The organism is Vibrio sp. YT-16, from assembly GCF_033337405.1.
GTDB lineage: Bacteria > Pseudomonadota > Gammaproteobacteria > Enterobacterales > Vibrionaceae > Vibrio > Vibrio alginolyticus.
In genome coordinates this window covers 101580-127686 of the sequence record NZ_JAWOQQ010000010.1, presented here as the reverse complement: position 1 = coordinate 127686, position 26107 = coordinate 101580, and the positions used below count along the sequence as shown (strand labels likewise).

At 46.0% G+C, this 26107-nt stretch carries 25 protein-coding genes; 11 read left to right on the top strand and 14 right to left on the bottom strand.

The features are described 5' to 3' along the window. Window positions 1–170 precede the first annotated feature (170 nt). Window positions 171–827 carry a hypothetical protein gene (locus R7F07_RS16695; protein WP_005374025.1) on the top strand — a complete coding sequence of 219 codons (657 nt, stop codon included), beginning with the start codon at window positions 171–173 and terminating at the stop codon, window positions 825–827. Here R7F07_RS16695 and R7F07_RS16690 read toward each other — a convergent pair. Further along, the gene (locus R7F07_RS16690; protein ID WP_171342658.1) at window positions 817–1659 is read right to left on the bottom strand and encodes a YdcF family protein; all 843 of its coding nucleotides are present in this window, start codon (window positions 1657–1659) and stop codon (window positions 817–819) included. The two genes, R7F07_RS16695 and R7F07_RS16690, sit on opposite strands and share 11 nt — an antisense overlap. Before the next feature lie 131 nt (window positions 1660–1790). On the opposite strand from R7F07_RS16690, the gene R7F07_RS16685 reads away from it, so the two are divergent. Then, the gene (locus tag R7F07_RS16685) at window positions 1791–3161 is read left to right on the top strand and encodes an L-serine ammonia-lyase (RefSeq protein WP_017819764.1); all 1371 of its coding nucleotides are present in this window, start codon (window positions 1791–1793) and stop codon (window positions 3159–3161) included. A 121-nt stretch (window positions 3162–3282) separates the two neighbouring features. Here the strand turns inward: R7F07_RS16685 and R7F07_RS16680 are convergent, their stop codons facing one another. Then, window positions 3283–3519, bottom strand: a complete 237-nt coding sequence (locus R7F07_RS16680) for a hypothetical protein (protein WP_171342659.1) — start codon at window positions 3517–3519, stop codon at window positions 3283–3285. A 248-nt stretch (window positions 3520–3767) separates the two neighbouring features. Between R7F07_RS16680 and R7F07_RS16675 the strand changes: the two genes are divergently transcribed. Beyond that, complete coding sequence (locus R7F07_RS16675) at window positions 3768–4643, top strand: LysR family transcriptional regulator (RefSeq protein WP_047102796.1); 876 nt, start codon at window positions 3768–3770, stop codon at window positions 4641–4643. Between the two features lie 68 nt (window positions 4644–4711). Here the strand turns inward: R7F07_RS16675 and R7F07_RS16670 are convergent, their stop codons facing one another. From R7F07_RS16670 to R7F07_RS16650, 5 genes are all read right to left on the bottom strand, one after another. Beyond that, window positions 4712–5581, bottom strand: a complete 870-nt coding sequence (locus R7F07_RS16670) for a LysR substrate-binding domain-containing protein (protein ID WP_053349355.1) — start codon at window positions 5579–5581, stop codon at window positions 4712–4714. 200 nt (window positions 5582–5781) lie between these two features. After that, entirely contained in the window at window positions 5782–6762 is a 981-nt protein-coding gene (locus R7F07_RS16665; RefSeq protein ID WP_171342660.1) for an OmpA family protein, read from the bottom strand. 455 nt (window positions 6763–7217) lie between these two features. Beyond that, the gene (locus tag R7F07_RS16660; RefSeq protein WP_170893074.1) at window positions 7218–8342 is read right to left on the bottom strand and encodes a carboxypeptidase family protein; all 1125 of its coding nucleotides are present in this window, start codon (window positions 8340–8342) and stop codon (window positions 7218–7220) included. A gap of 113 nt (window positions 8343–8455) precedes the next feature. After that, window positions 8456–9856, bottom strand: coding sequence for an FAD-dependent oxidoreductase (locus R7F07_RS16655; protein ID WP_171342661.1), 1401 nt, complete (start codon window positions 9854–9856; stop codon window positions 8456–8458). A 219-nt stretch (window positions 9857–10075) separates the two neighbouring features. Then, window positions 10076–10435, bottom strand: a complete 360-nt coding sequence (locus R7F07_RS16650; protein WP_017819758.1) for a DUF3316 domain-containing protein — start codon at window positions 10433–10435, stop codon at window positions 10076–10078. A 412-nt stretch (window positions 10436–10847) separates the two neighbouring features. Between R7F07_RS16650 and R7F07_RS16645 the strand changes: the two genes are divergently transcribed. Both R7F07_RS16645 and R7F07_RS16640 read left to right on the top strand, forming a co-directional pair. Then, window positions 10848–11774, top strand: coding sequence for a VirK/YbjX family protein (locus R7F07_RS16645; protein WP_005384371.1), 927 nt, complete (start codon window positions 10848–10850; stop codon window positions 11772–11774). A 12-nt stretch (window positions 11775–11786) separates the two neighbouring features. Then, window positions 11787–12338 carry an outer membrane beta-barrel protein gene (locus R7F07_RS16640; protein ID WP_005374044.1) on the top strand — a complete coding sequence of 184 codons (552 nt, stop codon included), beginning with the start codon at window positions 11787–11789 and terminating at the stop codon, window positions 12336–12338. 68 nt (window positions 12339–12406) lie between these two features. Here the strand turns inward: R7F07_RS16640 and R7F07_RS16635 are convergent, their stop codons facing one another. From R7F07_RS16635 to R7F07_RS16615, 5 genes are all read right to left on the bottom strand, one after another. Further along, the gene (locus R7F07_RS16635) at window positions 12407–13312 is read right to left on the bottom strand and encodes an EamA family transporter (protein ID WP_149192178.1); all 906 of its coding nucleotides are present in this window, start codon (window positions 13310–13312) and stop codon (window positions 12407–12409) included. A gap of 66 nt (window positions 13313–13378) precedes the next feature. Next, the gene (gene phnR / locus R7F07_RS16630; RefSeq protein WP_005442366.1) at window positions 13379–14083 is read right to left on the bottom strand and encodes a phosphonate utilization transcriptional regulator PhnR; all 705 of its coding nucleotides are present in this window, start codon (window positions 14081–14083) and stop codon (window positions 13379–13381) included. A 9-nt stretch (window positions 14084–14092) separates the two neighbouring features. Beyond that, window positions 14093–15817, bottom strand: a complete 1725-nt coding sequence (locus R7F07_RS16625) for a putative 2-aminoethylphosphonate ABC transporter permease subunit (protein WP_171342662.1) — start codon at window positions 15815–15817, stop codon at window positions 14093–14095. A gap of 8 nt (window positions 15818–15825) precedes the next feature. Continuing rightward, complete coding sequence (locus tag R7F07_RS16620; protein ID WP_005432488.1) at window positions 15826–16932, bottom strand: putative 2-aminoethylphosphonate ABC transporter ATP-binding protein; 1107 nt, start codon at window positions 16930–16932, stop codon at window positions 15826–15828. Window positions 16933–17438: 506 nt separating this feature from the next. Then, window positions 17439–18449: a putative 2-aminoethylphosphonate ABC transporter substrate-binding protein gene (locus R7F07_RS16615; RefSeq protein ID WP_171342663.1), complete on the bottom strand. Its 1011-nt coding sequence runs from the start codon at window positions 18447–18449 to the stop codon at window positions 17439–17441. A gap of 266 nt (window positions 18450–18715) precedes the next feature. On the opposite strand from R7F07_RS16615, the gene phnW reads away from it, so the two are divergent. The 3 genes from phnW to phnX all read left to right on the top strand — a co-directional run bounded on the left by phnW (window position 18716) and on the right by phnX (window position 22130). Continuing rightward, window positions 18716–19819, top strand: a complete 1104-nt coding sequence (gene phnW / locus R7F07_RS16610; RefSeq protein WP_005432490.1) for a 2-aminoethylphosphonate--pyruvate transaminase — start codon at window positions 18716–18718, stop codon at window positions 19817–19819. A 26-nt stretch (window positions 19820–19845) separates the two neighbouring features. After that, window positions 19846–21225, top strand: coding sequence for an aspartate aminotransferase family protein (locus R7F07_RS16605; protein WP_171342664.1), 1380 nt, complete (start codon window positions 19846–19848; stop codon window positions 21223–21225). Window positions 21226–21314: 89 nt separating this feature from the next. After that, on the top strand, window positions 21315–22130 hold the full coding sequence (gene phnX / locus R7F07_RS16600; RefSeq protein ID WP_171342665.1) for a phosphonoacetaldehyde hydrolase: 816 nt from the start codon (window positions 21315–21317) through the stop codon (window positions 22128–22130). Between the two features lie 85 nt (window positions 22131–22215). Here the strand turns inward: phnX and R7F07_RS16595 are convergent, their stop codons facing one another. Further along, window positions 22216–23244, bottom strand: a complete 1029-nt coding sequence (locus tag R7F07_RS16595; protein WP_005442357.1) for a LacI family DNA-binding transcriptional regulator — start codon at window positions 23242–23244, stop codon at window positions 22216–22218. Window positions 23245–23492: 248 nt separating this feature from the next. On the opposite strand from R7F07_RS16595, the gene R7F07_RS16590 reads away from it, so the two are divergent. The 3 genes from R7F07_RS16590 to R7F07_RS16580 are packed head-to-tail and all read left to right on the top strand — an operon-like array spanning window position 23493 to window position 25549. Beyond that, a complete protein-coding gene (locus R7F07_RS16590; RefSeq protein WP_005384357.1) occupies window positions 23493–23936 on the top strand; it encodes a PTS sugar transporter subunit IIA in 444 nt (147 codons plus the stop codon). A gap of 59 nt (window positions 23937–23995) precedes the next feature. Continuing rightward, window positions 23996–24283, top strand: a complete 288-nt coding sequence (locus R7F07_RS16585; RefSeq protein ID WP_171342666.1) for a PTS sugar transporter subunit IIB — start codon at window positions 23996–23998, stop codon at window positions 24281–24283. A 9-nt stretch (window positions 24284–24292) separates the two neighbouring features. Further along, a complete protein-coding gene (locus R7F07_RS16580; protein ID WP_005384349.1) occupies window positions 24293–25549 on the top strand; it encodes a PTS ascorbate transporter subunit IIC in 1257 nt (418 codons plus the stop codon). Window positions 25550–25741: 192 nt separating this feature from the next. Here the strand turns inward: R7F07_RS16580 and R7F07_RS16575 are convergent, their stop codons facing one another. Next, window positions 25742–26104, bottom strand: coding sequence for an ATPase (locus tag R7F07_RS16575; protein ID WP_171342667.1), 363 nt, complete (start codon window positions 26102–26104; stop codon window positions 25742–25744). Between the last annotated feature and the right edge of the window lie 3 nt (window positions 26105–26107).

Below are 26107 nucleotides of genomic sequence, written 5' to 3'. Positions count from 1 at the left end.
TCTTACGTTGTTTTTACATATCTCTGACTTTACCGCACATCGACCCTATATCGAACAGTGTTCTATTCTTGACATTCCCCTGACATAACTTTCCACTTGGACAATAAAATTCCAAACACAGATCACACTAATTCACATTTCTTCCACATTTTCTGGGACAGGTGAGCAAGATGAAAACACAAATAGTAAAAGAAGCCGAGTCAGCCCCAAGCAACGTTGTTACTGAAAAATCAAAGCGCATTATTTATAAATCGAGTTTAAACGCCTTGATGATTGTCGCTATAAGTATTCTCGTTAACCTTAGTCTTCGTCTTGATTATGTCGTGTTGGGATCAAGCCTTGGCGAGCTTTCCGTTACAGAAACGCTCCAGCTTGTGATGCTTGCTATTGCATCATGGTCGTTTTTCAGCTTATCGAAACAACAGCCTCAGCTAAAGCATGCGGCTATTTTGATTGCAGGATTTTTTGCAGTACTGATTATTCGCGAAACGGACTATTGGACAGACATGATTCATCATGGCTCTTGGGTTTTCCCAGCACTTGCTGTCACCGCACTGGCTTGCGCCAAAGCTTACCAAGGTGGTAAAGGTACCATGAACGAAATGGCGACCATTTTAACGGTGCCACATATGAAGCTATTAGTTGGTGCTGTAATGCTATTATTAGTCTTCTCTCGTTTGTATGGTATGGGCAGTTTTTGGCAACAAGTGATGGATGAAAATTACATCCGTGATGTTAAAAATATCTCAGAAGAAGGTATAGAACTGCTTTGCTACTGTTTGATCGCATTAAGCGCCGTCCGTACAAAACGCGAGCTTAATGAATAGACTCAGGATCAAAGCGACGGTTCAATGCAGTCAGTATCGGATGGAAGATACTTAATGCCTTTTCCGCAGCACCTACAGATTCATCCAAGGCCGTCATTTCGACGGCCTTTTTCATTTCTTCAATATCTTGCAAAGCCTCTTTATCAAGCGGGAAAGAGAGCAATTTGTGAATAGCATCTCTTGCGATCATAAGTGGCTTTTTTCGGACAATTGATAAATCTCGGAAAAATACGCCATGCTTTACCCCTTCTAAATAAACTCGGTAGGTTGTGAGTTCATCGAGTAGCAAGAATGTCTCCGCCATAAGCCCCTTATGTGGGTATGGCACGCTAATATGTTTGCTGATATCCAGTGGAATATTGAGAGTCACCCCCATGGATTCGCAATCGGATTTAAGTACTCGTAATAAGCCTTGCTCATCCATCAAATTCTGGATATCAATGATTCGTTCGAGGTGGTAGTCATTAGATAGCAAGATAACCTCAACCGGATGCCCCGACCATAACTCGAACAACCCACTTTTGCACAAAACTTGGGAAACATAACGCATGTTTTGAAACGTGTTCAACGACTCCGTTTCTAAGAGTATATGACGTTCAGGGAACGGATTCACAGAGTCTGCGTTTAGGGTTCTAAAATACGCGTACATCGCCTCTGCTTCAGAAACACTTTGTCCTTGCGTTACTCCGCCACAAAAAATAATCGCCGTTCGCTCTGTCGGTAGTGATGCAGTCCTACAAGACAAAGCTTCGACTCTTGTTATGCCCTCAGAGGTCAACCTGTTATTGACGAGGCGTTTACCTAAAACGATGACGATGTTGTCTAACTTCATTTTAAAATCTCGCGCTTAGTTGACAGTGTTACAAAAATCTTCTTTCACTCCCGACCCACAAGCTTTAACATCTAGTTAACAACACTGTTCTAGAGACCTTTATAAAGGTTCACTGCTAAAGGAAGTCAATTATGCTGTCGATTTTCGATATATTTAAAATTGGTGTCGGGCCATCCAGCTCCCACACTAATGGTCCTATGCTTGCCGGATTCCATTTCACTCAGCTAGTTAGCGACTCTATGGCGAAAGTGCATCGGGTGCAAGTGGACCTTTATGGCTCATTGTCACTGACAGGTAGAGGGCACCATACAGACCGAGCCACGGTCCTTGGTTTGATGGGAAATAAACCTGATACCATCAAAATGAGCAGTGCCAAAAGTGCGCTACAAAATACCATAGACAATAATACGCTCATGCTCGCCGGTACACACCAGATTGAGTTTAGCTACGACCATGACATCGTCTTTCATAGCGACAACCTTCCCCTGCATGAAAATGGCATGACGATTACGGCATTAGACGCTGCTGGAGATCAAGTAGCGTTTGAAATTTATTACTCCATTGGGGGCGGATTCATCGCCACCGCCGACGAACTAGAGAACGGCACGCAACAAGATGAGGTCGCAGTACCATTTCCGTTTACATCCGCAGATGAGATGCTGGAAAAAGCCGAGACGAACGGTTTCAGCTTGGGAGGCATGATCCTCCAAAACGAACTCGCATTTCGCTCAGACGAAGAAATTAACCAAAGAGCAGAGCAAATTTGGAAAGTGATGTCGCTCTGCATGCAACGTGGCTTCGATACGGAAGGGATTTTGGAAGGTGGTCTAAATGTCACTCGTCGAGCACCAAACCTTTTGAAAAAGCTCGAAGCCAACGCTGCAGTTGAAAACGATCCGATGGAGATCATGGACTGGATCAATCTCTTCGCCTTTGCGGTTAGTGAAGAAAATGCAGCAGGAGGGCAAGTCGTCACTTCTCCAACGAATGGTGCAGCAGGGGTGATTCCGGCGGTATTGATGTACTACCATCGCTTCATCAAAGAGCTCGATGTTAAACAGCTAAAAGACTTTCTCGCAGTCGCCGGCGCTATCGGCATCTTATATAAAACTAACGCGTCAATTTCTGGTGCAGAAGTGGGGTGTCAGGGAGAAGTTGGGGTTTCTTCATCCATGGCTGCCGCTGGCTTAACAGCGCTAAGAGGGGGCAGTAACGAGCAGATTTGTATTGCTGCGGAAATTGCGATGGAGCATTCATTGGGTATGACTTGTGACCCGATTGGCGGCTTGGTTCAAGTACCTTGTATTGAAAGAAATGCCATGGGAGCAATGAAAGCGATTAATGCATCGCGTATGGCATTAAAGCGCACAAGTAAATGCTTAATTTCGTTAGATAAAGTAATCGAAACCATGTATCAGACTGGTAAAGATATGAATAAAAAATACCGTGAAACCTCTTTGGGGGGCTTAGCTGTCATTCATATGGCACCGCCATGCGAATAATGGCAAGTGGTCATTGCGCTTAGCTTCTCACCATACGCTTATCTGGTAACTATGATCTGATGATATTACATATAGAAATGCCGCGTTCTTCGCGGCATTTTCTTAACAAGAAACTATTCGATTAATCACGTCGACCACGAAGTTCAATTTTTTGAGTTGCAGCATCCGAATGGATTGTTACACCGCCATAGGCCATTTCATTGCGACCCTTCAGCGTCAATTGAGAATCTGCACGCTCTACGTCAACCTGATTTTTCGTTGCCATCGCCATATCAATCGTGCCCGTGTATGACCCATCGCCAGCAAATGCTACGTTTGTTGAGCAAACCATCAAAACAAGTGCGATTAGTTTTTTCATACATCACCTCTATTATCGTTCTTACTTTCTTTCGGTGGAAAAACTGTAACAACAGAAACGCGCTCATACGAGGAAAGCCATTATTTACCAAATGGAAATCCATGCTAATAAACTGATGTAACCAAGAATAACTTATCGTTACCTTCAATAAATCAGGGATAAGGCAGCAACTTAAATTGACCGAGCGTTGTCTTTTCTTAAGAAATTCAGCGATATGATTTGTCGACAAAAGCCAAGCGAGACAATGTATGAGCGTTAATCTGGATATTCAAAATATTTTGGTATTAAAACGGATGTATGAGTTACGTAACGTCCGGTTAGTCGCAGAATCACTCGGTAAAACGTCAGGAGCAATCAGCAAAAATCTGACAAAGATGAAAACTCAGCTCAATGATCCGCTATTCGTTCAGACCAAAAATGGCTTTGAACCAACAGCTTTTGTGGAAGCGAACATTGCGCATTTTGAGCAAATAATCAACAGTATTGATTCCATCAAACCACAGCATTTTTCACCAGCTCATTTTGACGGCTCAATCACTATTTATGCCAACACATTGTTTTGGGAGTACTTCGGTGACAAGTTTTACTTGGAGTTACTAAAGCACGCTCCAGAAGCAAAATTCTCATGTTTGCGCTGGGGTAGCGAAGCAAAAAAACGATTAATTGACGGTGAAAACGCCATTGCGATTCATTACTTTGATGAAGATCTGCCACAGTCAATTGTTCAGACCGAACTGGGGCGAGGAAAAGCGGTATTTTTTGTTCGACAAGATCATCCCGCTCAAAACTCCCAAGAGCTAGAAGAATACCCTTTTATACTTTTTAAAACGCCGGGATGGAACGACTACCGATACCCTGTGTTGGAAAGGCTCAAACATATGGGTTTTAGAACCACACCTAAAGTGGAAATTGAGCACCCAGCGATGATTCAAAAAGTGCTTCTGCAAACGAATCATTTTGGCATAACGATGAGTGGACATGTTCCTAAGGGTTGCCGAAGTATCGCGCTTCCTGCTGGGCTAGAGCTTGATGTTCGCTACGTGATGAGCTGTCGTCGCTCTCAACAGCAAGCTCCGGTAAATCAGTGGTTATTAGATGTCATTAAGCATGTCGCTCAGTCCTAGACTGATGACTTGCTACTGCTAATAATAGCCAAACCACACATGCGCTCTACTCACTCGCTGAACGAACATTAAAGACTCTGTATTAACCATTGAGCAAAGGTGTTTACGTGTGATTTTTCGGATGCTCGAACCATCATATAATGTGCACCAGAACTTGGCATATTCCAATTTCCAGCCTGGACTAATACGCCCTGTTGCAGCTCATCCTCAACAAGAAAGTCTCTTACCAGCAACACGCCAAGTTGATTCATCGCAGCATGAATAGCAAGCAATGAGTGTTCAAACTCGGCGACGACTTTGCTCACCTTCCCTTGATAACCTTGGTGCGTAAGCCACTCTTGCCAAGATTCATGATAACCGCCAGTACAAATTTTAGGCGCTTTAGCTAATTGCAAGAGGTCATTTATCGGGTTTAAATGCATAAAGCCAGGGCTTGCGACAACGATCCAGTTTTCTTGGGTTAATCGTATGGCTTCTTGCTCTTGCCAATCTCCATCTCCGTTAATAATTTCGATATCCGCAATCGCACTGGCGCTTGGAACTGTATTAGCAGTAGTCGAGATTTTAAAGGAGATGTCTGGGAATTGTCGCTGAAAATCAGCCAATCTTGGCATTAACCACTGAGAGCAAAAGCTGTGAGCGACATGTAAGTTAACTTGCGTATTCTTGGGACGAGTAAATAAATGCTGCGTCGTGGTCGATAATGTTTGAAGCACATGATTAACCACAGGCCAGTATTCTTGTGCTGAGCAGGTCAGCGTAAGGTGCGTGCCCTTGCGCTCGAATAACGTCGCATTGAGCTGTGACTCTAGCGATTTCACCTGTTGGCTTACGGCCGCACGAGTCACATTTAGCTCCTCTGCGGCTTTTGTAAAACTCTGTAGTCGCGCCGTGGCTTCAAAAGCTCGGAGCAAATTGAGCGGCGGTAAACTTTGCATATCATTCTCCCAAGCACTTGGCTGTCATGCTATGAACTGGTGATGACAAATTGATGAAGGAGCTGAGTTTACGTATGTTGAGCACATGTCAAAGCGTCCCGATATAACTATGTTTCTACACAACTACTGAGTTAGTTAAGCGGGATCAAAAAAGCCAGCGTGATACACGCTGGCTTTTGGAACTTTATCTTAAGCAGGAATTATTCTGCTTTCTCAGTGGTTTGGTATTCAAACGTAGGAACAACCACTTCAACACGACGGTTCATTTGACGACCTTGACGTGTCTCGTTGCTTGCCACTGGGTTAGCTTCACCCATGCCTTTCACTGTCATACGCTCAGCCGCAATACCTTTTGCTTGGAACTCGTCAGCAACGGCTTTCGCACGTTTTTCTGTGAGTTGCTTGTTGTAAGCAGCAGAACCTGTCGTATCGCTGTAACCCGTGATCTCAACTTGAGCTTGTGGGTAAGTATTCATCAAATCAACGGTACCAGAAAGGTTCGACGCGTCTTTCACTTCTGCACTTTCTAAGTCGAATTGTACTGTCGCTGTTGTTTGAGCAGGGTAAACGTGATCTACAATGCGTGTTGCAGGACGTGCTTCTACCACCTCTTCAACGGCTTTTTCTTGAACGACTGGCTCAGAACCAAACTTGTAGTTGAAACCGATACCGAAGAAATCTGAATCCATGTCTTCAATTACATCATCAGACATATCTTGGTAGCGTTGGTATTCAGCACGTAGGCTCCAGTTGTAGTTGATTTGGTATTCAGCACCCAGAGAGCCAGTTGGTACGAAATCTTTCTCGTCACCAGCCATCATGTATGCAGCACCAACTTTCGCGAATAGATTCCAAGAATCCGTTAGCGGTAGGTTAAATTTAGGAGCAAGCGTCAACGCCCAAAGATCACCATCAACGGTGTTTAGGCCAGGCTTTTTGAAGTTTGCAGTGAAGTCACCAAGGTAATCAACACCATACTCTGCTGCAACGTACTTGTTGAAGCTGTAGCCTAAGTGCATAGATGCTGCAAAACTGTCGTCGTCACAAGGTTCGTTTAGGTAACACGCATCGTTTAGAGAGTTGTAACCTACTTTACCGCCCATGTAAGTGTCAGCAAGTGCAACGTTTGAGATCACACCACCAGCAAGTACAGTAGCCACTGCTATAGCGATTTTTTTCATTATTCTTTTCCTTTTTCTTGTACACAAAGCAACACACCGCGGCAGCATACTGCCGTAAAATATGAAGCCGTAACTTTCTCTTTTCTTCGAATAGAAATAGCTAAATAGCGTAGGAAAGAATCAAAAATGATATTCAAACGCCAATGACGTAAAACGGAAAAAGGTAACCTCAAGACCATCTATTCATGAGCTTCATCCGCATACCCAACCGAAAAATAAAGTTCGTTGCGTTGGTTTAGCCATAGTCAATTCGTTGCGGAGAATATCACAAAGAAGCCAACTTTCTGTGACGCAAATCACCATAAAAAGCCACTTTCTCAAATTTAAGAATCATCATTTAAGCTTGTGAATGGCAACAAATTTTTACAGGGGAGCGTGGATATGGAGAGCACAAAAAAACAGCTCATTTAAAATGAGCTGTTTTCGAAATAATGAAAAAGCGTTAACTCGTCGCGCTAAATTTTATCCGCTACGGTTAACGTTGCAGCTAATACATCTTGTCCAAACAAGACACTACGCTCAGGAGACCAACCGTAAAGTGGATCTGGGTGATTGTTGTTATCTTTAAATGGCATTTCGATTGTGTAAGACAAGCATTTGAACTGCTCTGCAACCCAATTTGAACCCACAGTCAAATTCGCTTTACCAGGCTCATCTTTATCGTAACCAATCTCATCTTGGAACTCTGGCGTAATAGTCAATAACGCTTGCTTAAATGATGCCTCTAAAGCGGCAAGATTTTCATCGTAAGAAGGAATACCTTCTGAGCCAGCGACGAAGTTATACGGAATCGCTTCATCGCCATGGATATCTAAAAACATGTCAACACCCGTTTCCAGCATGCGCTGACGCACAAGGTAGACTTCTGGGCTCTTTTCCATTGATGGCGTTTGCCATTCACGATTTAGGTTTACACCTACTGCGTTGGTACGCAAGTGACCGCGAATACCACCGTCTGGGTTCATATTTGGTACGACGTAAAGCACCGCTTTTTCAAGCAATGCACGCGCAACCGTGTCGTTTTCATCTAACAGACGTTGGATCATACCTTCCATGAACCATTCCGCCATTGTCTCACCTGGGTGCTGACGTGCAATCATCCAGATTTTCTTTTTGCCTTCTTCTGGCTCACCGAAAGTAAGCAAGCTCATGTCATTGCCATCTAGCGTATGACCAAGCGTCTCTAGTTGGCAGTGGTGCGCGCTTTGTGCCATGTGTAACAAGTCTAAATGACGATCGTACGTGTATGGCGCAAAGTACGCGAAGTAAATTGAGCTGCGCTCAGGGATTACAGTGAAAGTCAGCGTGTCGCCATCGAACTCTGCCGGTAGTCGGAACCATTCTTCACGATCGTAAGACGCAACCACATCGTAACCTTGCCATCCTTCTGGATAAGCCGATTTAGCCAAATCAAGCAATTTGATGGTGTGTGATTGCTCGACTTCTGTCTCAAGACGGAAGTGGAACCACTGGTAGAATTCCGACATATTGTCGTTAGGAATTTTGAGTTGGATGTCGTTTTTGTCGTCCGCTTTCACTACGTGAATGCTGCCGCTATCGAAGTTGCTGAATACTTTCATTTTATGACTCACCTTTTAAATCTGAGCTTGAAAGACAGAGGCTAACACAAGGCCTCATCGCGCCCCAATGACTTTCACTGCAAACTGTCTCGTTTGTGGCTAAAGTCTTCAGTTTAGTCAAGCTTATCCGCTTTGCCTGCTGGTCCCGCGAGTTTTGCTAGCCACTTATCCCAGATAAACGGCGTTTTCTCGTTATCTTCTGCTTCCTCTTTTCGACGTACCGCGTTGCGTACCATCATTGCTCCCGTCCAACGGAATGGCTCTGGCGGGAAATGCCCCAACGGTCCTTTGGCTAAACCACTGTTCGTCCACTCGTTATCGATTCCCAATATCAATGAAGATAAGATCTTTCCGCCCATTCGAGTCTGCGCTACACCATTGCCTGAATAACCAAATCCGTAAAAGATATTGCTCTGTTTATCTAGCTCGCCGAAAAAAGGGAAACCAGTAGCAGAACGATCAGAGCCCCCCGTCCATGAATAAGCAAACTCCTCTCCTCTCAAATGAGGAAACAACTTATCGAACGACTTGCGCAGTAGACCTTGGTAGCGTGTTGGCTTGTTAAACATTGCGTCGACTTGGTTATTGAAAGAAAACTGATTGCCGCCTTTCCCCAACATCAAACGGCCATCTGGCGTATCTCGGTAATAGTGGACGAAGATACGTGAATCCAACACGCTAGAACCTGCCTGCCAACCAGATAGAGGTAGTGCGTCACCAAGCGGCTTGGTGATCACCATGTCGGAAGATACCACCACGATACTGTTTTTGAACTGTTTAAACTGCTCCACCATCCATGCATTTAATGCCAATACCACCTGCTGCGCTTGAATGTTTCCTTTAGGTGTACAGACAATGGCAGGTTTTCCATAATCTAGACGCGTCATCGGCGTGTTCTCATAAACTTCTACACCCAGATCAATAGCAACACGGCGTAACCCCCTCACTAATAATGCAGGTTGAACGCTGGCTGCAACTGGAGAGTGAAAGCCTTCTATATGTCGAGGTGAACCCGCATTGGCACGCAGTTCCTCCACCGAGCAACGACGCCAACTGTTCACTTCTAATCGCTTTAACTCGTCCACAACTGGCTGCATTCCCCCAGTTTGAGCCTGATTGGTTGCAGTGTAATAAACCCCTTTTAACGATAATTGCGCATCGATGTTGTGCTGCTGACAAAAGTCGTCAATCTCGAGCACTGCTTGTTCCGACTCTTTTACTAACCAAGCAGCATGTTCTTCACCGAATAACCGTTTCAATGTCGGGAACTTGGTAGACCAAGTCAACATACAACCGCCGTTTGCGCCCGATGCACCACTGCCACAAAGGCCTTTTTCAATCACGACTACCTTTTTTTCCGGAGATTGCTGCTTAATCATAATCGCGGTCCAAAGTCCGGTGTATCCGCCACCAACAATCGCAACGTCACTATTAATGTTCTGCTGTAACGGTTGTGGCGTTTCTGGTTGCTCAGCTTCAATTGCCTGCTTGAACCAATATGAATGATGTGTCATCGGGTATCCTCGTTAGTGCGTTACATCCATTTCCGCAAACACTTTACAAACGATGATGACAATCAACGAGCAAGAAAATCTAACGCTGAGCGATAGAAAATGTTGCACTGAGAGTGTGAAAATTTTCGCTTTCGACAAAAACAAAATGGGGAGCTCGTGGCTCCCCAAAACAAACAGCAAAAAATATTAGTGGTAAACAATTCAAGTCCGTCTTACTGGTTAGTATTTACCGGTATCACGCATGCGGTACTCGTATTGAACATTGAGAATAGGCTGGTAAACAACTTGCCCGTCACTTTGCAAGAACTCATTTACCATGACTTTTGAGTCAGTGATAGAAAACGATTGGCGATCAACATACGTTGTAAGGCTCGTAAACTCATCACGGAGTTGTCCAGATGATTTATTTTGGTAGCTTTGGATCATGTCTCGGCCCATTTCATAAGCCGCTTGTTTGCTATCCATTACGTCGCCATGGATAGTTTCGGTATCGTTTGTCCACTGATAACCACCAGCAAGAGCCATAGAAGGTGCAGCAATCAGAGCAATCGTACTTGCTAAAGTTGTTAAGCGTTTCATAAACCTCTCCTTACTTACCTTTACATCGGGCCAAAATTGGCTCGATACTTATAAGGTACGTATAAAGACCTAAAACACGTCAAAACAATTTCAAATAATGTTCAATTTTCGTTCAACTTATTTCACATTAACTTAGCAACTCAACGTCATATTCAGCCGACATTCGCATTTTCTTTCTTTTGAACAATGGGTTTCAACCTGACACTTCCTTACCAAACCATACAATACCTAAGGTCAATTTTCTCTTAGAATTCCAGCAAAAGAACAGTGTTCAAAACCTTACACAAACGTCGGACACAGCAAAAACCACCTCTTTTCAGTCGTGCTTTGCATTCCTCCTTTTCGGGTTCTTCGCTGCTCGTCCGTCGGTTCTTAATTGTCGCTATTGAGCACAAGTTAATCTGGAGTGAAAATGACCGCGAACAAATCCATTTTTTACCATAGCAAATCGATTTACTCAGATGATTATGCTGATGTCTACAAGCCAATTTGGACCTACAGAGCTAAGTTCATCTTACGTGCGCTTTATTACAAACGTGCGTTTAAGCACCTTTCAGACAATATTGAATCGTCATTGTTAGAGTTGCTTTGTACACGTACGCATCGATTTTTAGAGAAGCCGTTTCGTCCGTATATCATCAAAAACAACTCAGCGTTCGATCGTTCTAACTTGGTGGTTGATCACTATAAAACGATTTCAGAACTGTTTTCTAAACAAACAATCGAAGAAATCTACACAGACTCGAAAGGCCTAACATTAGCCTCTTTTGAAATTGACGAAATCCTGTACTCGGTGAGATTAGTATACGAAGCACGTTATCAAAAAGAAGGCGATATGAGCCTAGTGCTGCACAGCGCTGAAGATGGCAACTTCTACACGCTCTCTTTTACGCTCGGTCACATCGAATCTGGACGCAGCATTATGATTGGCGGCTTACAAGGACCGCGAAGCAGTGAAGAAAACAACGCGAAAATTAAAAAGCTAACTCGTAAGCTTTACGGACAGAGACCAAAAAGCTTGATGGTGAGCTTGCTCACTTTGCTCGCACAAATTTGGGAAGTGAACACGATTCTAGCAGTGAAAACGCAGTCCCATACTTACGCAGCTAAGCGCTACAGCAAAGGGCGAATCAAAACAGATTACGATGCACTCTGGCAAGAATTAGGCGGCACCGAATACAATCGTCATTTTTACTCAATTGATGTAAATGCACCCCGTCGAGATATCGAAGGCATGTCGCGCTCTAAGCGTTCGATGTATCGTCGCCGTTATGAATGGCTAGACAACACCAAGATCACTTTCGAACAAATATTAAAAGGCGAGCAAGCTAAAAGCTAAGGAGAAGCGTTCATGCGTTATTCATTCATTACTGCTTTAGTGTTGTCGGCTTTTTCTTTGTCAGCCAATGCAGAAACCAGTGAGCACATCATAGGTACAAACATTGGCTATGGCGATGTGAACTACGATGCTCCGACAAGCAAAGAATCAGGCGACATGTTCTTAGGTGAAATATATTACCGCTACATGCCAACACATAACTTTGGTATCGAAGCAGGTTATAAAGGCGCGTTTGACGGTATCGGCTCGATACTCGTGAGTCCGATTTCAGAAGTCACCGATACGAGCTTCTCCGGACCTCGCTTGAGTGGCTATGCTAGCTATCCTCTGGGTTCAGGTTTCGAACTGTACGGCAAGGCAGGTGTCACTCTCTACACTCTCGAATACACTTATAAAGTGAACGGTCAGAGCAAGAACATCGAACACTCAAGTGTCGGAGGTGAAGCGGCTGGCGGTATCGGCTGGAGCTATAAACACTTTGGTTTGAATGCAGAATATGTGTACTCAAAAAACAGCGATTTTGACTCTAGCGGCGTGATGTTTGGTGCGCAACTGCGTTTTTAAACAAGGCTTACAAGTTAATACAAAAGGCAGCGAGAGGCTCATTCGCTGCCTTTTTTCGTGAATATAGGTCAATACGCAAGCGCGAGAATGATCCCCGCCACGATAGAAGTAACGCCAAGCCCTCGGGTGAGATACCATTTCTCAGACAGAAACCAAATCCCCATAAACAATCCAAACACAATGCTGATTTGCCTTAGTGCTACGACCAAACTCACGTTGTCGGTCATGGTCATCGCAAACAGCACCAAGCCGTAGGTGGATGCCATCATTACCCCTGCCATGCTGGCTGTTTTGCGGATCTGCCACGCTGTCTTAATCTCATCTGGCTTGTCCGTAACTAAGCACCACACAAGGGCAGGAATACCAATTGCCCAAAACTGCACGCCCAAATAGAAGATTGCACTGTACTGATCATTCAAGATCTCTGATGCTTGTCCTGTGAGTAAACTCAGCGCTTCTTTATCAACCACGGAGTAACCCGTTGTGCCTATTGCGGCAATTAATGCCCAGAACACACCGACATTCAAATAAGAGCTCAGCGTCATCTGACGAAAGTTCGTCAGTGGTACCAGCATACAACCAAGGGTTATCAGCAAGAATCCAAGCCACTGCTGACTGGATAATTCATGCCCTAATGCCACACTGATTGCGCCGACCATCATCACAGGCAACGCCCGAGCAATTGGATAAACCACCCCCACGTCTGCGTGCTTATAAGCGACAATCAAACCGACTAGATAGACCATTTGTGAAATGCCGCTAATGAACAGCAATCCCCAAAACTCGCTCGGTAATGATGTCCAGCCAATGGTCGCCACATACCAAATCAAATAAGGGGTAAGAATGAAACATGCAGAGAAGCTGGCTGCTATAGTAAACGCGAGTCCAGAGCCTGAATTGCTTTTACCAAGGATATTCCAGCCCGCATGGAGAACAGCAGAAAAAACGACGAGACCAATCGCCAACAAATCCATTTCAATGTTCCTGTCTGAATAAAATAAAGGCCCCGAGATGGAGCCTTAGATGATGAGAAAATCCACTTAACGATTGAGTTCCGCCAGAGATTCAATGCTGATGGCATCGTGTCGCCAATACTCGATATCGCAATCAATCAACTCACCGTGCTGGTTATAGTTGATGCGCTCCACCACCATCGCGGGAGTGCCAGCTGTCGCGCGCAGTGCCTGAGCCATTTCACCCAACAAAGTGCTGGTTGAAATGCGGTAGCGAATCTTTTGATACGTCACGCCATAATGATCGCGGTAAATGTCCGTCAGTGAATTTGATAAATCGTAATCCAGCAGGTTCGGAAACAGCTCTGGACGAATGTAGTTTGTTACGAATACCACAGGTCTGTCTTCAAGGTATCGCACACGGTCGACTCGATACACATCCGAGAAAGGCTGCAAGTCCAGCAAGCGCGCGGCTTGTTTGTTTGCCAACGTTCCTTTTGCTGCAACCAACTCCGTTTTGGGCACACGATTTTGCGCTTTCGCCATGTTCGGGAAGTTTAGCGTTTGGGTTGGGTCGTAACGCAATGGCTCAGGTGAGATAAACCAGCCTCGACGATCTTCGCGATAGATTCGACCTTCCGCTTCTAGCAGTGATAAAGCTTCACGCAGAGTGACGCGTGTAGTATCGAACGACTCCGCCAACTTACGCTCTGCTGGCAGTTTTTGACGCGGCGATAGCATGCCCGCTTCAATCTGTTCAACAATCGAATCTTTAATTTTTACGTATTGCACGAAGTGTCCTTATCTTTTGCGCCAAGCTTGTGTGCGATTTTCTAACAATTTACCCAAAGTCATCTGAACAATCTTCGCAATCGCGGCAGCCATCATGATCATCACAGCCATCGCTGCTGCAGCGCCAGTTTGACCTGCATCGTCCATATTCAGAATCGAGACCGAAGCCGGAATCGTATCAGTTGAGTAAAGGAATACTACCGCAGAAGTGGTGGTCAATGCATTAACAAACAAGTAAGTCGCAATGTCCAAAATCGCAGGTAAACATACAGGTAATGTCACTTTAAAGAACAACTTGTATTGAGGAAGCTTCACCGATGCTGCTGTGGCTTCAATCTCCGATGGCAACTGCTTTAGCGCTGTCAGGGCGGTCATGTGACCCACTGTGTAGTAATGCACTACCGTGTTAATCACCAAGAACGCCATGGTGCCATAAAGCACATTCAGAGGATTATTCGCATCATTGAAGTAAAAGATGTAACCCAAGCCAAGCACCATACCCGGAACCGCCATTGGCACCACGCTAAGCATTTGCATCACCTGACGAATTGGACCAAACGCACGCCCTTTCTCAATGCAGTAAGCACCGACAAAGATAATGGCTGTACCAATAACCGCCGTCCAACCTGCAAGTGTTAGCGAGTTGAAGAATGGGCTCCAACCGTAGGTGCTCATTTCAGCAAAATTGTAGTTGTTTAGCGTCAGCGCTTTGTTCCAAGGCCAGAACGTAACTAACGAGCCATACACCGCCATGCCAAGCACAGCCAGCACTGCGATAGAAATGATGCTGCAGTAAACCAAACAGATGCTGTCGCGCGCTTTATTAGGTTCTGGCTGATAAGGCACCGAGCGAGTGTCGAATAAGCTCTTTTGTTTTTTCTGTACCCAGCGGTCTGCGCCAAACGCCATTACCGCAGGGAATAACAACATAATGCTAGTCACCGCACCCATGGCAAAGTTTTGCTGTCCCACGACTTGCTTGAAGATATCAGTCGCCAGAACGTTGTAGCTACCACCAATCACTTTCGGCACACCAAAGTCCGTGATAACTAGCGTAAAGACGACAATGAGCGTGCTGATCAAACCGTATTTCGCCGCAGGTAACGTCACCATAAAGAAAGTTTTGATGGGAGAGGTTTTAAGTGCACGAGCTGCTTCATACAAACGGGCATCTGAAGTACGCAGCGAAGTGGTCAAAATCATCAATGCATGAGGAAAGGTCCAGAAGATCAAACCCATCGAGATACCAATCACGCCATAAATCGAGTTTCCTAACAGCATCTCTTTAGCAATGCCTTGATTGCCGAAAAGGAAGATCAAACTGATCGCCGGCAACAACGAAGGCGCAAGGATCGGCGCAGTACCTAGAATTTGAAACAAACCTTTAAACGGCATGCATGAACGAGTCAGCGCGTAGGCATAACCAAACGCAAGCACACCGACTACCGAGGTCACAATCACGCCCAAAGTGAAGGTATTACCCACCGACACCCACAAGCTTGAAGAAGAAAAGTACGTCGCAAAGTTTGCCAGACCGACAAATTCGCCATTGGCATTTTGCACACTCTTGGTCAACATTGCCCAAAGCGGCATTAAGATGAACAGCACCATCATGGTCGACAAACCAGCGAGCAAACCGAACAACACAAGGTTGTCGCGGCTAACACGTCCGAGTAAGGATTTTGCTTTGTCTTGTGTGGTCAGGCTATTCATCGTCATTGTCTTCGCATTCATGTTTACACCTACGCCGCTAGCGCTTTATCAACCGAGGGCACGGCGTAACCATGCAGCCCTTCTTCAGCAAACTGGATGTAACGTACATCGCCCGCCTTGATATTGAGTTTTTGAACCGTTTCCACAGGCACATCCACGACGATGGTTTTCGTTGAGCTGTCGTTTTGCAATACGCAATCAATGCGGAAAAACGCCCCCAAAAACTCAGTTGCCGTAACTCGCACTGGTAAAGAGTTGGTGTAGTTTTCAACGAACTTGATGCTTTCAGGACGCACCGCAAGGTCGAAGCGGTCACCACGTTGGATCTTACGATTGGTCAAGCTTGGCGCTGGCATTAGGGTTTCCGCAATGCGCACTTGGGAGTCCGTAGCTACTGAGGTTTCAATAAAGTTCATGCTGCCGACAAACTCAGCGACAAAGCGCGTTGCTGGTTGTTGGTAGATCTCTTGAGGTGTGCCGACTTGCTCAATCACGCCATGGTTCATTACCACGATGCGATCCGCCATCGACAGCGCTTCGTCCTGATCGTGCGTAACCATGATGGTGGTGATGCCCAGCTTGCGTTGCAGCTTACAAATCTCGTCACGTAAGTGAACACGTACTTTTGCATCCAGCGCTGACAGCGGCTCATCAAGTAGCAGTAGACCCGGAGACAACGCTAATGCGCGAGCGAGTGCTACACGCTGCTGTTGACCACCAGAAAGTTGGTTAGGGAATTTCTCGCCAGAGGTTGGAAGACCAATGGTTTCTAACCAGTAATCTACTTTCTCTAGCGCTTCTTTGGTCGACATACCTTGGTTCTTCAAACCCACTGCAATATTCTCTTGCACAGTTAGGTTCGGAAACAAAGCATAAGATTGGAATACGATGCCGAAATCGCGCTTCTCTGGTGGTAGGAATGTGGTCTCTTGACCGTTTTGAAAAATCGCACCAGACGTTGGCAAGTCTAAACCTGCAATGGCACGTAGCAGAGTGGTTTTACCGCAGCCAGAAGGACCAAGAAAACAAACGAACTCGCCCTTTTCAATCGCTAGCGAGATTTTCTTTAATGCAGTGAACTGTCCGAATTGCTTCACTACATTTTCGATATTTAGGTAATGTTGGTTAGTTGACATAACACACGCTCCAAATGGTATATACCAACTTTAGTTTTGGAGTGTTACGTTCCAATGACAAATTTATAGCCAGAAGATGACAAATAGATGAAGGGCGATGAGGTTTGTTCAAGTGGTAATTAGAGATTCCCGACTCGCTCCTTCGTCACTCTCGAGAATGACGTGGTAAGTGTGGATCAAAAATTCTGAATCACACTCATTGCCTAGAATTACGAACTTTGACTTTCGCGCCATAAGCTTAAGATCGTCATTCCGGACGAGCTTAAGCGAGCCATCCGGAATCTCTTACAAGCACTATATTCTGAGATTTCCGACTCGCTCCTTCGTCGTTCTCGAGAATGACGTGGTGAGTGCGGATAGAAAATCCCAACTTTCTTAAGTCCGTCATTCCAGCGAACCTAAGTGAGACTAGGAATCTACTTGCAGCAAACCCTGAAATAATAGGGAAAACAAAAAATCCACCTCAACCGAGGTGGATTTCAATATTCAACTCAAAGCAATTTCAATTAAGACTTTGGTTCTGATTTCGCATCGAACTTCTCAGACCATGCCGTTAGAATCTCTGCACGCTTGCTGCCCATTTGCGCAAAGTCCATCTTCGCCATGTTCTCTTGAACATTAGGGAAGTTAGACACAGTAGCTTTCACTTCTTTATGTGCAACCACTGGGTACATTTCTACGTAAAGCTCGTTTGCTGCTTTAGAGATTGACCAGTCGACAACACGTTTCGCTGCATCCGACTCTTTTACTAGACCAACGGCTTCTGATTCCCAGCCGATGCCTTTTGGTGTGATAACCGCTAGTGGCGCACCTTGTGTTTTCAGCTTCGCGCCGCGGCTCGCCATAGAAATACCGATAGCCACTTCACCCATACCCGCTTGAACACATGGCTTAGAACCAGAGTGCGTGTAGTGTGCAATGTTCTTATCTAGGTCACGCATGTAGTTCCATGCCTGATCTTCACCCATGTTTTGTAGCCACGCAGAAACCTGCATGTAGCCAGTGCCTGAAGACGCTGGGTTAGGCATTGCAATGTGACCTTTGTAAACCGGCTTTGTTAGGTCTTCCCAGGACGTTGGTTTCGGTAGGTTAAGTTGTTTCGCAACCGCTTCGTTGAAACAAACTGCGTTAAAGAACGCATCGTTACCGAACCAAGCTTGGTTTGATTGAGGGTCGTTTAGGTTCGCATGCAGCTCTTCCAAACCTTTTGGTGTGTAAGGCTTAAGAAGACCTTCATCTTTAAGCAGTGCCATTGACGAGCCAGCCAGACCCCAAACCACTTCTGCTTGAGGGTTATTCTTTTCTGCCAGCAATTTCGCCGTCATGATACCTGTTGAATCACGAACCCACTTAATCTTGATATCTGGGTTATCTTTCTCAAACGCAGACTTGTATTTAGCAAGAATGTCAGTTTCGAAAGCGGTGTAAACCGTGACTTCCTGTGCTGCCATTGCATTCGTAGCTAGCAGAGAGACAAGTGCAGCCAGCGATCCTTTCATCAAACGGTTTTTCATCATTTTCTCCAGTTAATTTGGCAAAGTTTTCATTTGGTCTGTACCAGTTGACGATATACACCCTACTGAGCCTTTGTGACGAAATCATGACCATTAAATGGCAGTTTTACGAAAATTTGCGATGAATAATCGTTCAATTGATCCGCCATTTTCTGGATATTAAAGTTTTATGAAATTGGACATTCGCCTATTTACTGCCCTTTTCTTCCTCGCTAGAGTTAACTCGAAACTTGGTGTAGACCAATTAGCCTATTCTAATGGAAATCGAGATGAAAAACGAATACCTACTACTGACTCCAGGTCCTCTATCTACTTCTGAAACAGTACGTGAAGCCATGCTAAAAGACTGGTGTACTTGGGATGATGAATACAACAAAGACATTGTAGAAGTGATCCGCACTAAGCTTGTAAAACTGGCGACGGAGCAAGACGGCTACACCAGCGTACTAATGCAAGGTAGCGGCACCGCATCAGTAGAAGCAACGATTGGCAGTGCCATTGGCAAAGATGGAAAATTGTTGGTTGTCGACAACGGCGCTTACGGTGCGCGTATCGCTCAGATCGCTGATTACCTAAATATTCCATGCCATGTAGTTTCCCCAGGCGAAACATCACAGCCACACTTGAACGAGGTGGAAACTGCATTGGCATCGGATCCAGCTATTACCCACGTTGCAATTGTTCACTGTGAGACAACCACTGGCATGCTTAACCCAATTGAGGCGTTTGCTTCTGCTGCAAAAGCGCACGGTAAAGTGGTGATTCTCGATGCCATGTCGAGCTTTGGTGGCATTCCTATCGATATCGCTGAGCTAGGCATCGATTTTATGATCAGCTCTGCAAACAAATGTATTCAAGGCGTGCCGGGCTTTGGCTTTGTGATTGCGAAACAAACTGAGCTAGAAAAGTGCCAAGGTCAGGCACGTTCTTTGAGCCTTGATCTTTACGACCAGTGGCACTGCATGGAAGTGAACCACGGTAAATGGCGTTTCACGTCTCCAACGCACACGGTTCGCGCTTTCTACCAAGCCTTGTTAGAGCTGGAACAAGAAGGCGGCATTGAAGCTCGTCATAACCGTTACCAAACTAACCAGAAAACACTGGTTGCAGGTATGCGTTCTTTGGGGTTTGAGCCACTACTGAGTGATGACCTTCACTCGCCAATCATCACTTCTTTCTACTCTCCGACGCACAGTGATTACCAGTTCAAAGCGTTCTACACGCGTTTGAAAGAGCAAGGCTTCGTAATTTATCCGGGTAAAGTATCGAACGCAGATTGCTTCCGCATCGGCAACATTGGCGAAGTTTACCCAGCAGATATCGAGCGCTTAATCGGTGCAATTGAAAAAGCAATGTACTGGCAAGTTGCGTAAAGCAGCCTTCTGATTGAGAGAGCGTTATGACTCAGAATATCAAACCGACCCATTTCCGTAGCGAAGGCGATGTCAACACGACACCAGCGCGCCAAGCTTGGAACGCATCGATGGACGACGAGCGCACGCAAGCATTACTGAAGCGTGATTCGGAGGTCTTTCTTCATCAAGCCATGTCAACGCCTTGCTTAGATACCTTGGAAGCGGCAGAAGGCATCTACATCCAAGATGCTACCGGCAAAAAGTACATGGACTTCCATGGCAATAACGTCCATCAGCTGGGCTATGGTCATCCGCATGTGATTAAACGCGTGCAAGAGCAAATTGCCAAACTGCCGTTTTCACCACGTCGTTTTACCAACGAGACCGCAATTGAATGTGCCGAAAAGCTCACCCAAATCTGTGGCGGCGAATTGAACCGCGTGCTGTTTGCTCCAGGTGGCACATCTGCGGTTGGCATGGCACTTAAACTAGCGCGCCACATCACGGGCAACTACAAGGTGGTGTCTCTGTGGGATTCCTTCCACGGCGCATCGTTGGATGCCATCTCAGTAGGTGGCGAAGCGTGTTTCCGACAAGGCATGGGGCCATTAATGGCAGGTGTTGAACGCATTCCACCAGCCGTATCTTACCGTGGCGCTTTCCCAGTTGCGGACAGCAGCGATGTGCATTACGCCGATTACCTTGAATACGTGATTGAGAAAGAAGGCGGCGTGGGCGCGTTTATCGCAGAAGCGGTTCGCAACACAGATGTTCAAGTGCCAAGTAAAGCCTACTGGAAACGCATCCGTGAAATCTGTGACAAACACAATGTCATGCTGATCATCGACGACATCCCTAACGGTATGGGTCGCAGCGGTGAATGGTTTACCTACCAAACCTACGACATCGAGCCAGATATACTCTGCATCGGAAAAGGTTTGGGCGGAGGCTTAGTGCCTATCGCAGCCATGGTAACCAAAGACAAATACAACACCGCCGAGCAAATCTCCATGGGTCATTACACTCATGAGAAAAGTCCTATCGGTTGTGCTGCAGCACTGGCAACCATGGAAGCCATTGAGCAAGACGGCTTGCTAGATAAAGCCAAAGCCGACAGCCAGTTCATGCGTGAAAAGCTGCTAGAGATGAAAGCCAAATACCCAGTGATTGGTGATGTGCGTGGCATCGGCATGTTGTGGGGCATTGAGTTGGTCACTGACCACGAAAGCAAAGCACGCGCGTATGACGAAGCGGAAGCTGTGCTGTACCAATGCCTCAACAACGGAGTGAGTTTCAAGGTATCGCAAGGTAACGTGATTCAACTCAGCCCACCGCTGATCATCACTCGCGAACAACTGACAGAAGCGTTGGCGATCTTCGAAGAAGCCATCGCCAAAGTGTATAAAGACTTTAACTACATTTAGGGTCAATAGACCTCAACAAAAACCAATTTATCCAGAGCGCGGTTCCAATGTGTAGGCAGCGCTCTGGCAAGCAAGAAAAAGGATTGAACATGAGCAACTCACCAATTCAAGCAGTGATCTTTGACTGGGCTGGCACTATCGTCGATTTCGGCTCTTTTGCGCCAACCAGCATCTTTGTGGAAGCGTTCAAACAAGGCTTTGATTTTGAAATCGACCTTGAAGAAGCGCGCGAACCAATGGGGCTTGGTAAGTGGGATCACATCCAAGCGGTGGGTCGCATCCCTGCGGTTGATAAGCGTTGGAATGAGAAGTTTGGTCGCTCAATGACCAGCGAAGACATCGACGCTATCTACGCAGCATTCATGCCGCTGCAAAAAGCAAAAGTGGCTGACCACGCAGAGCCAATCCTTAATGCGATTGAAGTTGTGAACGGTCTGAAAGGCAAAGGCATCAAGATCGGTTCTTGTTCTGGTTACCCTCGTGAAGTGATGGATGTGCTGATTCCTGTGGCTGCGGATTACGGCTACAAACCAGATTACGTAGTAGCAACGGATGACCTGCCGCAAGGTGGTCGCCCAGCACCATTTATGGCACTGAAAAACGTGATTGAGCTGAATGTTACCGACGTTAATGCGTGTATCAAAGTGGATGACGCCGCACCGGGCATCGATGAAGGTCACAACGCCGGTATGTGGACCGTTGGTTTGCTGCTTTCTGGTAACGAAGCAGGTCTAACGTTTGAAGAATACCAAGCCGCGGACGAAGCAACGCTTGATGCCGCTCGTGAAAAAGCGCGTGCAAAACTGCTCAAGAGCTCGCCGCACTACCTTATCGATACGATCGCTGACTTCCCAGAAGTGGTTGCAGATATCGAACGTCGCTTAGCAGCAGGTGAGCGTCCGTAGTAGAGAATCATTATTCTCACACATAAAAAACCTCTCAGCATCGAGAGGTTTTTTGTATCACGTATTAGTTTCTAACCAAATGAGGTTAGTTGATCGCAGTACTCGCTCGGCGTTTTAGCTTAAAGCCCATGTCCGTTGCATGTTCTACAGGCTCACCTTTAATGGCTTGCAGTAACTTGTCTGCGGCTTTCGTCCCCATACGTTCGTAATCGAATTCCGCACAGGTCAAACTTGGGTAGGCGTGCTCACCCATAGAAGAGCCTTCCAAACAGATAATCGCAATGTCAGTCGGGACTTTCAGCACTCGGCGATGACACTCAAACAACGCGCCAATCGCAATCTCTTCATGGCTACATACCAGAGCATTCAAACTTGAATCGCGCAGCAATAACTTTGCCAACCCTTCCGCACCTAATTGTGAAGATGGCGCTTCGTGGGTGGTTAAGAAATGGTCCGGTGCAAGGTAGTTCTCAATCATCGCGCTTTGCCAGCCGTGTAGCTTACGTTGCAAAGTGGAGTGATCCCCACGCGCACCAATGAAGCCCACGTTCTTGAAGCCTTGCTCAATCACATGCTTGGTACAGGCTTTACCCACCTCAAAATGGTCAACACCGATATTGAGGTAACTGGCTTTCGAACTTAACTCAGCAATTTCCAATACTGGCGTGTTCGAGGCTTCCAAAAGCTGATTAGTACGTTGGCTGTGTTCATTACCAAACAGCACGACTCCGGCTGGGCGGCTCTCAAGAAATGTCGAAAGCAGTTTCTCTTCTTGCTCTACCGAGTAGTCGCTGTAGCCAAGCAGTAACTGATAACCCGCTTTGTTCAACGCTTGTTGAAAGCTCGGTAAGAAAAGCGCGCACGCTTTTTCAAACAGGGAAGGAATGATAAGAGCGATGGAGTAACTTTCAGCAGACGCCAAAGCCCCTGCCGCTTTATTCGGGATATAGCCGAGCTCATCAACCACTTGTTGAATCTTTTCTCTCAGCTTGTCAGATACTAGCTCGGGCGTTCGTAATGCTCGCGACACCGTCATGGTGCCTACGCCGGCTTTTTTAGCGACGTCCGCCAAGGTGACATTGCCAGTACTTCTTCGTTTGCGAGGTTCGCTCATTGTTCTTATTTAGTGTTCTCTATTTTCTGCCGCGACATCTTACCACAGCGTTTTAGTGGTTTTGATATTAGCGCATTAGAAGTCGATCACAAGCATATGAAACTCGGATGACTGATAAAAATGGTAGCGCTATCACAATTTATGATAGCGCTATCAGATAGCGCTACCATTTGTGATCATTCTCAGGTTTTTCTGACAAATTGATCGATAAAGTACCCATCAACAAAACAACAAACCGGAAAGATCCAATGCTACGTGAACTGATTACCTCTGATGTGATTCGCATCCATTCTGATGCTACTGACTGGAAAGATGCGGTGAGCAAATCCTGTGAAGCACTGATTGAAAATGGCGCGATTGAGCCAAGCTACGTGGACGCTATTTACCGCTCACACGAAGAGCTCGGTCCTTACTACGTGGTAGGTCCTGGTATGGCAATGCCACACGCTCGCCCTGAAGATGGCGTTAACCGTTTGTCTCTTGCCATCACAGTGATTCAAAACGGCGTGAACTTCGATTCTGAAGGTAACGACCCAGTAAAAATGCTGGTTACGCTAGCCGCGACAGACAGTAACTCGCACGTGGATGCGATTTCTAAACTGGCTGAGTTGTTTATGAATGAAGAGCATGTAGAAGCCATCTGCACCGCTCAAAACACACAAGATGTTCTCGCGATCATCGAAAAATACTAACTCCTGATGTGCCCTTAAAAAATGGGCATACACCCCTATAAAAAGAAAAGGTCTGAATTATGAAAATTATGGTTGTTTGCGGTCACGGTCTTGGTACTAGCCTAATGATGGAAATGAGCATCAAAGGCATCGTGAAAGAATTGAATGTAAACGCAGAAGTGGATCATATCGATCTAGGCTCTGCAAAAGGTACGGATTGTGACATCTTCATCGGTACTAACGACATCGTTGAACAGTTGAACGCGCTTGGCGTTGAACCACGAATCGTTGCGCTTGATAACATGGTCGACAAAGTGGCAATGAAAGAGCGTCTATCTGCAGCACTTCAAGAGCTTGGCGCTCTATAAGGTGGCGTTATGGAATTTTTCAGTTTCTTAATGAACGACGTCCTATCAGAGCCGGCGGTTCTGGTAGGTCTTATCGCCCTAATCGGCTTAATTGCCCAGAAAAAACCAGTCACTGAGTGTATTAAAGGCACGGTAAAAACTATTCTTGGTTTCATCGTGCTTGGTGCGGGTGCGGGTCTGGTTGTAACTTCTCTGGGTGACTTCGCGACGATTTTCCAACACGCGTTCGGCATCACTGGCGTGGTTCCAAACAACGAAGCTATCGTCTCTATCGCACAAGAAGCGTTTGGTAAAGAGATGGCGATGATCATGTTCTTCGGTATGTTAGTGAACATTCTGATCGCTCGCTTCACGCCATGGAAATTCATCTTCCTAACGGGTCACCACACGTTATTTATGTCAATGATGGTAGCGGCGATCCTTGCTTCTAGCGGCATGAAAGGTGTTCCACTGATCGCGCTTGGCTCTCTAGTTGTGGGCTCTGTGATGGTGTTCTTCCCTGCGATTGCTCACAAGTACATGAAGCAAGTAACAGGTTCTGACGACGTTGCGATTGGTCACTTCTCTACCCTTTCTTACGTACTAGCGGGCTTTATTGGCAGCAAGTTCGGTAATAAAGAACACTCTACTGAAGAGATGAACGTACCTAAGAGCTTGTTGTTCCTACGTGATACGCCTGTAGCAATCTCGTTCACCATGGGCATCATCTTTATGGTGACGTGTATCTTCGCTGGCGGTGACTTTGTACGCGAAGTTAGCGGTGGTAAGCACTGGTTCATGTTCGCACTGATGCAATCCATCACATTCGCCGGTGGTGTGTACGTTATCCTTCAAGGTGTACGTATGGTTATCGCAGAAATCGTTCCGGCGTTTAAAGGCATCTCAGACAAACTAGTACCAAACGCGAAACCTGCGCTTGATTGTCCGGTTGTATTCCCATACGCACCAAACGCGGTATTGGTGGGCTTCCTATCGAGCTTTGCGGCGGGTCTTTTGGGTATGTTCCTACTTTACGTGATGGGGCTTACTGTGATTATCCCTGGTGTCGTTCCACACTTCTTTGTAGGTGCAGCGGCAGGTGTATTTGGTAACGCTACAGGTGGTCGTCGCGGTGCAATCTTGGGTGCTTTTGCACAAGGTCTACTGATTACCTTCCTACCAGTATTCCTAATGCCAGTACTGGGTGACCTAGGCTTTGCTAACACGACCTTTAGTGACGCAGACTTCGGCGCTGTTGGTATCCTACTGGGTCTGATTGTTCGCTAAGTAGTTAGTCTGAATATAACTAGCTGATAACTGACTTGATTGATGCGCGAATAGGCTCATCGGCATCAATCTTCAAGAATATCTCGTCATAGCAAACGACGAACTTTAGAAGAAAGCAATCGTAGAAAGAAAACAAACGCCCCTCACGTGAGGGGCGTTTTTCTTTTTGGCACTATCTTAAGAAAGCTTGGCTTATTGAAGCGTAGTTCCGTTAGATAGCAGCTTTCTTGTCGGCTCTTGCTCGGTGTATTCGACCGCATCGTGATCCGCGAGCTTCTCGACTTCCGCCTGTTCACCCACCACAACCAACACGTGTTGTTTCACCAGAGCGTCGACCACTTCAATGTTGTGCTGACGAAGAAGCGCTCTCACTTCGCTCTCTTTTCCTTCATGATACTTAACAAAGTAACGCGCAGGTTGCTGCTCGGCTTGATCTTGGCGTTCATCCACGAGAGGAAATCCTTGATTGTTTGCCAAGCTGCTTGAGCTCAGTCCGATTGCCAATAGTGCGGTAGCGCCTACCACAGACAAAGAAAGTAAGGTCAACTTCTTCATAGT

Excerpts from the sequence above, each read along its gene's own strand:
- R7F07_RS16665 (WP_171342660.1), bottom strand. The coding sequence starts at position 6,762 with ATGAAAAAAATCGCTATAGCAGTGGCTACTGTACTTGCTGGTGGTGTG.
- R7F07_RS16595 (WP_005442357.1), bottom strand. The coding sequence starts at position 23,244 with ATGAGCGAACCTCGCAAACGAAGAAGTACTGGCAATGTCACCTTGGCG.
- R7F07_RS16640 (WP_005374044.1), top strand. The coding sequence starts at position 11,787 with ATGCGTTATTCATTCATTACTGCTTTAGTGTTGTCGGCTTTTTCTTTG.
- R7F07_RS16680 (WP_171342659.1), bottom strand. The coding sequence starts at position 3,519 with ATGAAAAAACTAATCGCACTTGTTTTGATGGTTTGCTCAACAAACGTA.
- R7F07_RS16590 (WP_005384357.1), top strand. The coding sequence starts at position 23,493 with ATGCTACGTGAACTGATTACCTCTGATGTGATTCGCATCCATTCTGAT.
- R7F07_RS16690 (WP_171342658.1), bottom strand. The coding sequence starts at position 1,659 with ATGAAGTTAGACAACATCGTCATCGTTTTAGGTAAACGCCTCGTCAAT.
- R7F07_RS16685 (WP_017819764.1), top strand. The coding sequence starts at position 1,791 with ATGCTGTCGATTTTCGATATATTTAAAATTGGTGTCGGGCCATCCAGC.
- R7F07_RS16625 (WP_171342662.1), bottom strand. The coding sequence starts at position 15,817 with ATGAATGCGAAGACAATGACGATGAATAGCCTGACCACACAAGACAAA.
- R7F07_RS16580 (WP_005384349.1), top strand. The coding sequence starts at position 24,293 with ATGGAATTTTTCAGTTTCTTAATGAACGACGTCCTATCAGAGCCGGCG.
- R7F07_RS16655 (WP_171342661.1), bottom strand. The coding sequence starts at position 9,856 with ATGACACATCATTCATATTGGTTCAAGCAGGCAATTGAAGCTGAGCAA.
- R7F07_RS16585 (WP_171342666.1), top strand. The coding sequence starts at position 23,996 with ATGAAAATTATGGTTGTTTGCGGTCACGGTCTTGGTACTAGCCTAATG.
- R7F07_RS16645 (WP_005384371.1), top strand. The coding sequence starts at position 10,848 with ATGACCGCGAACAAATCCATTTTTTACCATAGCAAATCGATTTACTCA.
- R7F07_RS16670 (WP_053349355.1), bottom strand. The coding sequence starts at position 5,581 with ATGCAAAGTTTACCGCCGCTCAATTTGCTCCGAGCTTTTGAAGCCACG.
- R7F07_RS16605 (WP_171342664.1), top strand. The coding sequence starts at position 19,846 with ATGACTCAGAATATCAAACCGACCCATTTCCGTAGCGAAGGCGATGTC.
- phnX (WP_171342665.1), top strand. The coding sequence starts at position 21,315 with ATGAGCAACTCACCAATTCAAGCAGTGATCTTTGACTGGGCTGGCACT.
- R7F07_RS16620 (WP_005432488.1), bottom strand. The coding sequence starts at position 16,932 with ATGTCAACTAACCAACATTACCTAAATATCGAAAATGTAGTGAAGCAA.
- R7F07_RS16650 (WP_017819758.1), bottom strand. The coding sequence starts at position 10,435 with ATGAAACGCTTAACAACTTTAGCAAGTACGATTGCTCTGATTGCTGCA.
- R7F07_RS16635 (WP_149192178.1), bottom strand. The coding sequence starts at position 13,312 with ATGGATTTGTTGGCGATTGGTCTCGTCGTTTTTTCTGCTGTTCTCCAT.
- R7F07_RS16575 (WP_171342667.1), bottom strand. The coding sequence starts at position 26,104 with ATGAAGAAGTTGACCTTACTTTCTTTGTCTGTGGTAGGCGCTACCGCA.
- R7F07_RS16695 (WP_005374025.1), top strand. The coding sequence starts at position 171 with ATGAAAACACAAATAGTAAAAGAAGCCGAGTCAGCCCCAAGCAACGTT.
- R7F07_RS16660 (WP_170893074.1), bottom strand. The coding sequence starts at position 8,342 with ATGAAAGTATTCAGCAACTTCGATAGCGGCAGCATTCACGTAGTGAAA.
- R7F07_RS16615 (WP_171342663.1), bottom strand. The coding sequence starts at position 18,449 with ATGATGAAAAACCGTTTGATGAAAGGATCGCTGGCTGCACTTGTCTCT.
- R7F07_RS16675 (WP_047102796.1), top strand. The coding sequence starts at position 3,768 with ATGAGCGTTAATCTGGATATTCAAAATATTTTGGTATTAAAACGGATG.
- phnW (WP_005432490.1), top strand. The coding sequence starts at position 18,716 with ATGAAAAACGAATACCTACTACTGACTCCAGGTCCTCTATCTACTTCT.